This window comes from Micrococcus sp. APC 4021, assembly GCF_030407635.1.
Lineage (GTDB): Bacteria > Actinomycetota > Actinomycetes > Actinomycetales > Micrococcaceae > Micrococcus > Micrococcus luteus.
On the sequence record NZ_JASDCZ010000083.1, the window covers coordinates 1 to 10143 of the forward strand.

Genomic DNA, 10143 nt, shown 5'->3' on the forward strand with positions numbered 1-10143 from the left:
GGAGGGTGAGGTCCAGCCCGGCGGCGAGGACGCCGATCCGGCTGGCAGTGAAGGACTCGGGCGTGGCGATCGAGAGCATCGCCGTCTTGGATCCCAGCGCCACGGGACCGAGCTCCGTGAACCCGGCGGCCAGGTTCTTCGCCCGGATGGCGGCGTTGCGCTCGTCCGGCTCGACGACGACGCGCCGCGCCCCCGGCTGGGCCAGGCACCAGCGCACCACCGCGGCCATCACCAGGTCCGTGGTCCCGGGCACCGGGGTGTCCGTCGGGGCGACGAGCACGTGCAGGCCGATGTCGCCGGGCGCGCCCGCATACCGTCCGGCCAGCTCCGAGTGGGCCGGGTCGTAGACCTCCACCAGGAAGGTCGCGGTCCCGTCCACGAGCCCCACGTGCGCGTGGTGGTGCGGGTGCGCGGCGATCGCCTCGTACTCGGCCACGACGTCGGCCAGGCCCGCCTCCGTCATCTCCCAGTACACGGCGTGCGGGGACGTCACCCACCGGTGCAGCAGCGGATGGTCCTGCGCGCCCACGGGACGGAGCTCCACACGACGGGCCGCGCTCGCGGCCGCACCGTCCACGGTGGTCTGCGGCGGCGTCACGGCGCTCACCGGACGCCCGCCGCGACGGCACCGAAGTCCTGGAACGCGATCGACTCGGCCTGCGCGTAGACCTCGCGGCCGGCGATCGTGCTGAGGATGCGGCCGCTGTGCTCCGCCGCCATGCCCAGGTCCGGGCCGGTGAGCCCCAGGGGCTGTTCGGCGGTGTTGTGCACGAAGATCCGGCGGCCGCTCACGTCGATCGCGTGGTCCGCGTTCGCCGTCGTCCGACCGTCCTCCACGCGCAGCAGGTGCCGCACCGGCTCCAGGAACGGATGGTCCGGGTGGCGGTAGCCCGTGCCCGCGACGACGCGGTCCACCACGTGCCGCGCGGTCACCCCGGTCTCCTCATCGCGCAGGGTGACCTCCACCCGGGGCGCGCCCTGGCCCGCGACCAGGCGGGCGTCCGCCACCGACGTGCCCGGCCACAGCCGGGCCGGGTCCAGCGGACCCACCTGGCGTTCGTACAGCGCGTGGTAGACGTCCTCGATCGTGTGCTCGCTGATCCCCTTGTACAGGGACCGGTGGGACGCGTTGATCTCATCCCGCCGCGCCCGGGGCAGAGTGGCGAAGTGCCGCTCATAGTCCAGCGAGGTCAGCTCGAGCGTCAGCTGGCCGACCTCCATGCCGAAGAACCGGGGTGAGCGCGTGACCCACGTGAGGTCCGGGTGGCCCGCGTTCAGCAGGTCCAGGGCGCACTCCGCCGCCGACTGACCGCTGCCCACCACCAGGACCGACCCGGCCTCAACGATGTCCTCGCGACGGCCCATGTACTCGCCCGTGTGCACCACGGGGGACGCGCCGACCCGGACCGCCTCCTCCGCGACGCGCGCGAGCGGCGCGGGCAGGGATGGCACCGTGCCCGTGCCCACCACCACGTGGTCGGCCCGGTGCGTGCTGGTCCCGGCCGCGGAGGCCGCCTCCACCACGAACTCGTCCGCCTGCTCGTCCCACCGCACCGCCGTCACCGTGGTCCCGTAGGCGATGCCGGGCAGCTGGGCTGCCACCCACGCGCAGTAGTCCGAGAACTCCCGCCGCAGCGGGTACCAGGAACCCCGGATGTAGAAGCGGTGAAGCCGGCCCATCGCCTTGAGATACGCCAGGAACGAGTACGGGGAGGTCGGGTCCGCGAACGTCACCAGGTCAGCGAGGAACGGCACCTGGATCTGCGCGCCCGGCAGCATCATGCCCGGGTGCCACACGAACGCGTCGCGGCTCTCCACCACCTCCACCTCGACGTCGGGCAGCGGGTGGGCCAGCGCGGCCAGGCTCAGGTCGAACGGGCCCAGCCCGATCGCGAGCACGCGGCGGGGGGACGTGGACGCCGGGCTCATGCGCACACCTGCTCTCCGTGCTCAACCACGCGCGCCGCGGACGGACGGGGTCCCGCCGACGAGGGAAGCGTGCAGGACACGGAGGCCGACGGGGCATGCGGACGGTTCCGCCCCGCCCCGCGCCTCCGGTGACGGCCGGCCCGCACCGCGTCGGCGTGCCGCAGCGCCGCCTCCTCCACGACGTCGACCAGCGCCTCCAGCTCGCCCGAGGTGACCGCGGGGTTCAGGATCGTGAACTTCAGATGGGGCACCCCGTCCACCACCGTCGTCGCGATCAGCGCGCGCCCGCCGGCCACGAGCTCCCGGTGCGTCGCCGCCTGCACCGCCGTGCACTCCTCCTCCGACAGTCCCTCGGCCCGCACCCGGAACAGCACTGTCACCAGCGTCGGATCCTCCAGCACCGCGAACGTCGGCCGGGCCCGCAGGATCCCGCACGCCTGCCGCGTGCGTTCGCGCGCCCCCGCGAACAGGGACACCACCGCCTCGGCCCCATGCTCACGCAGCGTCAGCCACAGCTTGAGCGAGTCGAACCGGCGGCTCGTCTGCAAGGACCGATCCGCCAGGTTCGGATGGACGCTGTCCTCCGGGTTCAGGTAGTCCGCATGCACCGTCACATGGCGCAGGCTCTCGGCGTCCCGCACCACCAGCGCGCTGCAGGCCAGCCCCACGTAGAACGTCTTGTGGAAGTCCATCGTCACCGAGTCCGCACGGTGCAGCCCCGGCAGCTCGTGGCGCGTCGCCGCGCTCGCGGCGAGGATCCCGCCCACGGCCGCGTCCGCATGGACCCACATCCCGTGGCGTTCGGCGACGTCGGCGATGGCCGGCAGCGGGTCGATGGCGCCGCGGTCGGTGGTCCCCAGCGTCGCGACGACGGCCATCGGCACGGCACCGGCGGCCACCTCACGTTCGACCGCCTCGGCCAGGGCCCCGGGGTCCAGACGCCCGGCGGCGTCGGTGGGGACGACGACCACGGCGTGGCGACCCAGCCCGAGCAGGCCGGCTGCCTTGGCGATGCTGTAGTGCGTGGCGGCGCTGACGAAGACGCGCAGCGAGCCGAGCACCTCGGCGGGCAGGTCGGCGAGCCCGGCGTGGCCGGTGAGGCGCTGCACGGCGCGGCCGCGGGCCAGCGTCATGGCCTGCAGGTTGGAGGCCGACCCTCCGGAGGTGAAGACGCCGTCGCCCGCGGCGAACCCGCACCAGCGTCCGACCTCGGCCAGGAGCCGCTGCTCCATGAGCGCCGCGGAGCGGGCCTGGTCCCAGGACTCGACCGCCGTGTTGAGCGCCCCGAGCACGGTGTCCGCTGCGGTGCTGGAGAGCAGGACCGGGCAGTTGAGGTGAGCGGCATAGCGCGGGTGGTGGTAGGCGGTGGTCTGGTGGGCGTAGAGCTCCGCGACCTCGGCGAGGGCGTCGTCGAGGCTGCCCGTCGGCTGCGAGAAGTCGACGGCGCCGACGGCGTCGGCCAGGTGCGTCGACGGGGTGTCCGGGTGGACCCCCGCGCGGTCGTAGGCGGTGTCGACGGCCACCCGGGCCGCCCTGCCGGTGGCGTCGAGGTAGGCGGCGGGATCGCCGAGTCCGAACAGGCGAGGGAGCATGGGAGGGCCTTCCGTGAGGGGGTCGTCGGCTCCGGGCGGCGTCCGCCACGGACGTCCCGCACAGTAGGGAAGCCTTACCTAAGAAAGCAAATACGCAACAATGACGTGAAGTATTCAAAGGGAGGACTCCAGCAAAGGTGAGGCTCACCTATGCTGACCGGATGACGAGCTCCTCCGTCCTCCCCCCGCCTGCCGCCCGTCCCTCGCGTGTCGAGGCCCTGCAGATGAAGGCCTACCGCGGGCTCGCGGCCCTCGGCCAGGCGATGCCCGTTGACCGCGACGAGTATCCGCAGTGGACCATGACGGTCCGCGCCACGTGGCTGCTCGCCCCCCGGCTGCGTCGTCTCACGTTCGCCGCGGAGGAGTTCCGCACGTTCACCCCGCAGGGCTGCGACGAGTACTTCGGGCTGCTCACCCCGCCCCCGGGGCGGGCGCTCGTGATGCCCGATCCCGCGGCGCTCAATGCGCGGCGAGCGGTCGGGCGGATCCCCGAGGACGTGCGGCCGGATCTGCGGTGGTACACGGTCGCCGAGCACCGGCCCTCCGTCGGTGAGATCGACGTCGACGTCGTCGTGCACGACCATGCGGGCCCCGCCGGCACGTGGGCGCGCACCGCACGTCCGGGCGACGTCGCCGGCTTCCGCACCGGGACGGGCGCCTATCGTCTGCCGGCGGCGGGGGAGTCGCACCTCGTGGTGGGGGACGAGACCGCAGTCCCGAGCATCGCCGCCGCCCTCGCCGCGCAGCGTCGCACGCCGCGCGGGGGCCGGATGGACGTCGTCCTGGAGGTGCCCGGCCGTGACCACGTCCCCGCCCTCGAGGTCCCGGAGGGCGCCACGCTCACGGTCCTGCACCGCGGAGACGCCGTGCCGGGCGCCCTGCTCACGCCGCACCTCGAGGACCTCCCCGCCGCGCCCCGCGACCACGTGTGGGCGTGCGGCGAGCAGTCGCTCGCGACGGCGGCGCGGCGGGTGATCGTCCGCCGCGGCATCGCACCGAAGCGCGCGATCATGTTCAGCGGCTACTGGCGGGTGGACGGCCCGCGGCTCTGATCCCGTCCGATGGTCGGCGTCCGTGCTCCGAGCACGAGGCCGACCGCACGCCCCGGAACGACGAAGGGCCCCTCCGCCAGGAGGGGCCCTTCGCGTGGGAGCGGATGACGAGATTCGAACTCGCGACCTCCACCTTGGCAAGGTGGCGCTCTAGCCAACTGAGCTACATCCGCCTGAGTCGATCCTCACGGATCGTCTCCGTGCGCGATACTGGGTTCGAACCAGTGACCTCTTCCGTGTCAGGGAAGCGCGCTACCGCTGCGCCAATCGCGCTCGTCCACCTCCGAAGAGGTGGTGAACATGCCGCCACTCCCGGTCGGAGAAGCCTGCGAGGTCGGGACGGGATTCGAACCCGCGTATACGGCTTTGCAGGCCGCTGCCTCGCCTCTCGGCCACCCGACCAGGGGTGAAGGTTGAGCGAGCGGATGACGAGATTCGAACTCGCGACCTCCACCTTGGCAAGGTGGCGCTCTAGCCAACTGAGCTACATCCGCGTGTCGGTGCCGCCGGGATCCGCTCCTCTGAGCCGCTCACCTGCGTTTTCCAACGAGAAAGAACTCTAGGCCATCTCCGCCCGGATGCAAAATCGGCGTCCGGAGGCGTGTCGGGCCACCCCGTCGGGGGTCCGGGGACCCTGCCAGAATGGCTGACCATGACCCAGCCACGCCTCGCGCATCAGACCCCCCACGGACGCATGTACGCGCGCTCCCTCTCGGGCCTGCCCGAGGTCCCGTCCATCACCACCGTGATCGGCATGGAGAAGACGGACCTGGACGGCTGGGTCGGGTGGATGGCGGCCCAGTCCGTGACCCAGGATCCGCGCCTGGCGGAATCCGTGGGCTCCGCGGCGCGCCTGAAGCAGGTGGCCCGGCAGTCCGCCGACGCCGCCGCCCGCTACCGGGACGCCGCGGCCGAGCGCGGGGACCGCGTGCACGACTACGCCGAGCAGGTGGCCCAGCGCGCCCTCGGCCGCCCCCACACCATGGCGGAGGCCCGGGCCCGGCTGATCGAGCACGGCGAGGGCGCCTACGCGGACCGCTTCGACGAGTGGTGGGACCTCTACGACGTCCGGCCGATCGCGGCCGAGATCACCGTCTGGAACCACACGGTGGGCTACGCGGGCACGCTGGACCTCGTCGCCCGGATCGGCGGCCGGCTGTGCCTGATCGACTACAAGACGAAGGGCACGGGGCGGGACGGACGGGTCAAGGCGCTCGACCCCAAGGTGGTCATGCAGCTGACCGCCGGCCTGAAGGCGGAGGAGTCCCTCGTGGATCCCGAGGCTGGCACCTGGGAGGAGTGGCGGCACGGCCAGGCCGAGATGCTGCTCGGCGTCGCCCTGGGGGAGACTGAGGTCGCCGTGCACCAGGCCAACCCGGGCGTGCTGCCCCGCCACTGGCACAAGTTCTGGGCCCTGCGCCAGGTCTGGAAGCACGCGCAGGCCGTGGACGACGCCGGCCCCGCGCTCCGCGTCATCGGCCCGCCTCCGCCGTCGGTCCCGGCGTCGGCGGCCACCGGTCTGCAGGCCGTGCGTGCCGCGGCGTTCGGCGGCGGCTCCCATGCCGCCCCGGACGTGGCGCCCGACGGGTCGTCGTCGCGCCCGGCGTCCGCCGCCGAGGGCGGCGATAGGGTGACGGCGTGACCGTCCTGCCCGTCCGCACCGTCCCCGACCCCGTCCTGCGCACCGCCGCGTCGCCCGTGCCCGCGGGCGCGGACGTGCGCGCCCTCGTGGCGGACATGATCGCGACGATGCACGCCGTCGGGGGCGTGGGCCTGGCCGCACCCCAGGTGGGCGTGGGTCTGCGCGTCTTCGTGTTCGACGTCGCCGGCGTCGCCGGGCATGTGGTCAATCCCGTGCTCGAGACCGCCGGGCAGGCGCTGCGGGAGCCGGGCGAGGGGTGTCTGTCCGTGCCCGGGCTGCGCTACCACCCGACGCGCGCCGCCGAAGCCGTCGTCCGCGGCACCGACGTCGACGGGAACCCGGTGGAGCACCGGGGGACCGGCCTGCTCGCCCGCTGCCTCCAGCACGAGACCGACCACCTCGACGGGATCCTCTACGTCGACCGCCTCGACGGCGAGGAACGCCGTGAGGCCCGCCGCCGCATGCGCGCCGGCGAGGTGGACCGCGCCGCTCGTCGCATCGGGGCCGCGCGCGCGGCCGCCGTCAGCTCGGTCTTCGGCGCCCCCGCCGTCCCCGCCGCCGGAACAGGAGCCGCCCGATGACCGCCCCGACGCCCCTGCGCGTGCTCTACGCCGGCACGCCCGAGACCGCCGTGCCCGTGCTGCGCGCCCTGCTCGACTCGCCCCACGAGGTCGTCGGCGTGCTCACCCGGCCGGACGCCCCGGTCGGGCGCCGGCGGGTGCTGACCCCGTCGCCGGTCGCGGTCACGGCAGAGGAGGCCGGCCTGCCCGTGCTCAAGGCCGACCGACTCCGCGGACCCGAGGGCGCCGATGCCCTCCAGGCGATCCGGGTGCTCGAGGCGGACGTGGCCGTCGTCGTCGCCTACGGGGCGCTCGTGCCCGTCGAGGCCCTGCAGATCCCCCGTCACGGCTGGCTCAACCTGCACTTCTCCGCGCTGCCGGCCTACCGCGGCGCCGCCCCCGTCCAGCGCGCCGTGATGGCCGGGGAGACCGAGATCGCCGCCGACGTGTTCCAGCTCGAAGAGGGCCTGGACACCGGGCCCGTCTTCGCCCGGCTCACCCGCCCCGTCGCGGCCGACGAGACCGCCGGGGCCGTGCTCACCGACCTCGCCGAGCGCGGCGGCCCGCTCGTGATCGACGTGCTCGACCGCCTGGCGGACGGCACCGCGACCGCCACGCCCCAGCGCGGCGAACCCACCCACGCGCCGAAGCTCACGGCCGCAGACGGCCTGGTGGACCCCGCCCGCCCGGCGGCCGAGGTGGCCGCCCGGATCAACGGCGTCACCCCCGAGCCCGGCGCCTGGGGCTGGCTGACCGCGGACGACGGCGCCGCCCCGGCCCGTTTCAAGCTCGACGGCGTCGCCCCGGTCCGCGCCGGCGACGACGGCTGGCCCTCCGCCCTCGATGCCGCGGCTCCCGGGCAGATCCTGGTGGCCGCGAAGGCCGCCTGGCTGCGCACGTCCGGCGGGGCCGTCCGGCTCTCCCGCGTCCAGCCGGCGGGCAGGAAGCTGATGCCGGCCGCCGACTGGGCGCGCGGCGCCGCCGCCGGGGCCGCGCTGCTGGCCGGGGAGGCGCTCGCCCACCACGAAGAACAGGCCCGCCGGGAGGCCGCCGCCCGGGCGGCGGCACGCGAGGCCGCGCGGAACGCCGCGGCACAGGACGAGGAGGCGCGCGCATGAGCCGCGAAGGACAGGCAGGACAGGGCCGGGGCGAGCGAGGGGCCCGCGGGGAACGCGGCCGCGCACCCCGGCCGGACGCCCAGGACCGCCGGGATGCGCAGGGGCGCACCCGCAACCGGGGTCGCTCGGGCGCGGGACGGAAGTACTCGGCGCAGGCGCCGTCGCAGCGCTCCCGCACCGCCGACCCGGCGCGCCGCGTCGCGTTCGGGGTGGTCCGCTCCGTCCACGCCGAGGACGCGTACGCGAACCTGGTCCTCCCGGCGCGCATCCGCCAGGCCCGCCTCGACCGGCGCGACGCCGGTTTCGCCACCGAACTCGCCTATGGCACCCTGCGCGGGCTCGGCCTGTACGACGCGATCCTGACCCGCTGCGTGGACCGCCCGCTCGAGCAGATCGACCCACCCGTGCTCGACGCCCTGCGGCTCGGCGCCCACCAGGTGCTGGGCATGCGCGTGCCCGCCCACGCCGCCCTCGACGCCACCGTCTCCCTCGTGCGCGCCGAGATCGGGGCCGGCGCCTCCGGGTTCGTGAACGCGGTGCTGCGTCGGGTCGCCGAACGCCCCCTCGACGAGTGGCTGGCCGACGTCGCCCCCGCCGACGGCGGCGACGCCGCCCTGGCCGTCCGAGCCTCGCACCCGGTGTGGATCGTCCGCGCGCTGCGCCAGGCCCTGGCCGCCCACCGCGGCACCCGCCACACCGCCGACCGCGACGCCGAGCTGGCCGCCCTGCTCGAGGCGGACAACGCCCCGCCCGTGGTCAACCTCGTCGCCCTGCCCGTGGCCGGCGGGGCCGAGGCGCTCGCCGCGGCCCTCGACGACGGCGCCGAGCCCGGGCCGCTGGCCCCGGACTCCGCCCTGCACTCCGGTGGCGACGCCGGCCGTCTGCCCGGGGTGCGCGAGGGCGTGCTCCGCGTCCAGGACGCCGGCTCCCAGCTCACCGCCCGTGCCCTGGCCCAGGCACCCGTCCCCGCGGCCGAGGGGCGGGCCGAGCGCTGGCTCGACCTGTGCGCCGGCCCTGGCGGCAAGGCGGCCCTGCTGGCCGCCCTCGCCGCCGAGCGGGGGGCGACGCTCGTGGCCAATGAGGTCGCCCCGCACCGCGCCGACCTCGTCCGGCAGGCACTCGCCGCCGTGCCCGCCGACGCCTGGACCGTCCGGGCCGGGGACGGTCGCACGATCGCCGACGCCCCCGAGGCGGCCCCGGCGTTCGACCGCGTCCTCGTGGACGCCCCCTGCACCGGCCTCGGGGCGCTGCGCCGCCGACCCGAGTCGCGCTGGCGCCGCACTCCGGCCGACCTCGCCGAGCTCACCGGCCTGCAGGCCGAGCTGCTCGACGCGGCGGTCTCCGTCCTCGCCCCCGGCGGCGTGCTCGCCTATGTCACCTGCTCCCCGCACGTCGCGGAGACCGTCGTCCAGGTCCAGGACCTCGTGCGCCGCCACCCCGAGCTGGAGCTGCTCGACGCCCGCACCGCCCTCGACACCGTCGCGCTCGACGACCTGCGCCTGGACGAGGCCGAACCCGCCGGCGCGCCGGAGCCAGCCGATGTGGTCGCCCGCACGGCCCAGCTCTGGCCGCACCGGCACGGCACCGACGCCATGTTCCTGGCCCTGCTGCGCGCCCCCGGCGCCTGACCGAGAGGACCCGCCCATGACCGCCCGCGCCCCGCGCCTGCACCCCTCGATCCTGTCCGCGGACTTCGCCCGCCTCGCCGACGAGCTGGCCCGCATCCCCAGCGCAGACGCGGTGCACGTGGACGTCATGGACAACCACTTCGTCCCGAACCTCACCCTCGGCCTGCCCGTGGTCGAGGCGATCCGACGCGCCACGGACCTGCCGCTGGACCTCCACCTGATGATCGAGGACGCCGACCGCTGGGCGCCCGGCTACGCGGAGGCGGGGGCCGAGTCCGTCACCTTCCACGCCGAGGCCTCGGCCGCGCCCGTCCGGCTGGCCCGGGAGCTGCGCGCGGCCGGAGCGAGGGCCGGCATGGCGCTGCGGCCGGCGACCGCGGTCGAGCCCTACCTGGACATGCTCCCGGAGCTGGACATGCTTCTGCTGATGACCGTGGAGCCCGGCTTCGGGGGGCAGGCGTTCCTCGACGTCGTGCTGCCGAAGATCCGCCGGGCCCGCCGCGCCCTCGACGGCGGGCCCGCCCCGCTGGCCCTCCAGGTCGACGGCGGCGTGAACCGCGAGACCATCGAACGCGCGGCCGAGGCCGGGGCCGACGTGTTCGTGGCCGGCTCCGCGGTGTTC

Annotated in this window: 9 protein-coding genes and 4 tRNA genes; 6 read left to right on the plus strand and 7 right to left on the minus strand. The window is 75.2% G+C overall.

Annotation, left to right across the window (positions count from 1 at the left end; all coding sequences use genetic code 11):
* The 3 genes from QL983_RS08100 to QL983_RS08110 all read right to left on the minus strand — a co-directional run.
* A partial coding sequence (locus tag QL983_RS08100; protein WP_290152225.1) for a GNAT family N-acetyltransferase occupies window positions 1-598 on the minus strand: 598 nt, incomplete at its 3' end.
* Window positions 599-603: 5 nt separating this feature from the next.
* Entirely contained in the window at window positions 604-1929 is a 1326-nt protein-coding gene (locus QL983_RS08105; RefSeq protein ID WP_036313286.1) for a SidA/IucD/PvdA family monooxygenase, read from the minus strand.
* Window positions 1926-3521: a pyridoxal-dependent decarboxylase gene (locus QL983_RS08110; protein WP_290152228.1), complete on the minus strand. Its 1596-nt coding sequence runs from the start codon at window positions 3519-3521 to the stop codon at window positions 1926-1928. Before QL983_RS08110 ends, QL983_RS08105 begins: the two co-directional genes overlap by 4 nt.
* 161 nt (window positions 3522-3682) lie before the next feature.
* Between QL983_RS08110 and QL983_RS08115 the strand changes: the two genes are divergently transcribed.
* Window positions 3683-4573, plus strand: coding sequence for a siderophore-interacting protein (locus QL983_RS08115; protein ID WP_049147987.1), 891 nt, complete (start codon window positions 3683-3685; stop codon window positions 4571-4573).
* Window positions 4574-4672: 99 nt separating this feature from the next.
* Here QL983_RS08115 and QL983_RS08120 read toward each other — a convergent pair.
* The 4 genes from QL983_RS08120 to QL983_RS08135 all read right to left on the minus strand — a co-directional run bounded on the left by QL983_RS08120 (window position 4673) and on the right by QL983_RS08135 (window position 5067).
* Window positions 4673-4746, minus strand: a tRNA-Gly gene (locus QL983_RS08120).
* Between the two features lie 28 nt (window positions 4747-4774).
* Window positions 4775-4846: transfer RNA gene (locus QL983_RS08125), tRNA-Val, on the minus strand.
* Window positions 4847-4904: 58 nt separating this feature from the next.
* Window positions 4905-4975 (minus strand) — tRNA-Cys (locus tag QL983_RS08130).
* Between the two features lie 18 nt (window positions 4976-4993).
* Window positions 4994-5067: transfer RNA gene (locus tag QL983_RS08135), tRNA-Gly, on the minus strand.
* A 158-nt stretch (window positions 5068-5225) separates the two neighbouring features.
* On the opposite strand from QL983_RS08135, the gene QL983_RS08140 reads away from it, so the two are divergent.
* The 5 genes from QL983_RS08140 to rpe all read left to right on the plus strand — a co-directional run.
* Window positions 5226-6215, plus strand: coding sequence for a hypothetical protein (locus QL983_RS08140; RefSeq protein ID WP_036383776.1), 990 nt, complete (start codon window positions 5226-5228; stop codon window positions 6213-6215).
* Window positions 6212-6796 carry a peptide deformylase gene (gene def, locus QL983_RS08145; protein ID WP_049145378.1) on the plus strand — a complete coding sequence of 195 codons (585 nt, stop codon included), beginning with the start codon at window positions 6212-6214 and terminating at the stop codon, window positions 6794-6796. Before QL983_RS08140 ends, def begins: the two co-directional genes overlap by 4 nt.
* Window positions 6793-7893 (plus strand): methionyl-tRNA formyltransferase, encoded by a 1101-nt coding sequence (locus QL983_RS08150; protein ID WP_049145381.1) that lies wholly within the window; start codon window positions 6793-6795, stop codon window positions 7891-7893. Before def ends, QL983_RS08150 begins: the two co-directional genes overlap by 4 nt.
* Complete coding sequence (locus QL983_RS08155) at window positions 7890-9521, plus strand: transcription antitermination factor NusB (RefSeq protein WP_049145384.1); 1632 nt, start codon at window positions 7890-7892, stop codon at window positions 9519-9521. Before QL983_RS08150 ends, QL983_RS08155 begins: the two co-directional genes overlap by 4 nt.
* 16 nt (window positions 9522-9537) lie before the next feature.
* Window positions 9538-10143: ribulose-phosphate 3-epimerase (gene rpe / locus QL983_RS08160; protein ID WP_290152234.1), on the plus strand; the 606-nt coding region annotated here is incomplete at its 3' end.

What these genes read in the sequence shown, in the direction of transcription:
- QL983_RS08105 (WP_036313286.1), bottom strand. Translation starts at nt 1,929, where the DNA reads ATGAGCCCGGCGTCCACGTCCCCCCGCCGCGTGCTCGCGATCGGGCTG.
- QL983_RS08110 (WP_290152228.1), bottom strand. Translation starts at nt 3,521, where the DNA reads ATGCTCCCTCGCCTGTTCGGACTCGGCGATCCCGCCGCCTACCTCGAC.
- QL983_RS08115 (WP_049147987.1), top strand. Translation starts at nt 3,683, where the DNA reads ATGACGAGCTCCTCCGTCCTCCCCCCGCCTGCCGCCCGTCCCTCGCGT.
- QL983_RS08140 (WP_036383776.1), top strand. Translation starts at nt 5,226, where the DNA reads ATGACCCAGCCACGCCTCGCGCATCAGACCCCCCACGGACGCATGTAC.
- QL983_RS08150 (WP_049145381.1), top strand. Translation starts at nt 6,793, where the DNA reads ATGACCGCCCCGACGCCCCTGCGCGTGCTCTACGCCGGCACGCCCGAG.
- QL983_RS08155 (WP_049145384.1), top strand. Translation starts at nt 7,890, where the DNA reads ATGAGCCGCGAAGGACAGGCAGGACAGGGCCGGGGCGAGCGAGGGGCC.